General features: G+C 41.8%; 1 protein-coding gene. It reads left to right on the top strand.

Translation table 11 applies throughout. The features are described 5' to 3' along the window. Positions 1 to 237: hypothetical protein (locus IEQ44_RS17340; protein ID WP_227487673.1), on the top strand; the 237-nt coding region annotated here is incomplete at its 5' end. Positions 238 to 256: the final 19 nt, after the last annotated feature.

Genomic DNA, 256 nt, shown 5'->3' with positions numbered 1-256 from the left:
GATGGCCAACTCGACACCTCTGATTGCTTCACCTCAGCCCCCAAACGTGATAACGATGATGACACGAACGGAGAAGAAGGTTCTGTCTCGCATAATGATGACAAAATAGAGGACGAGGAGGGTGATATCAGTGGTTTGATAAATTCAGATGGAGAGGAAGAGAATTGGAAGCCTGTTATAATCGGTAAGTGGCAGCAAATTCCCAGTGATTATGATAATGCAAATGATCATCAGTAATATTTTTCATCCATATCAT

It is taken from the genome of Nocardioides malaquae (genome assembly GCF_015070385.1).
GTDB classification, from domain to species: domain Bacteria; phylum Actinomycetota; class Actinomycetes; order Propionibacteriales; family Nocardioidaceae; genus Nocardioides; species Nocardioides malaquae.
Note: the sequence above shows the minus strand (reverse complement) of the source record. Positions and strands in the feature narration are given on the sequence as shown.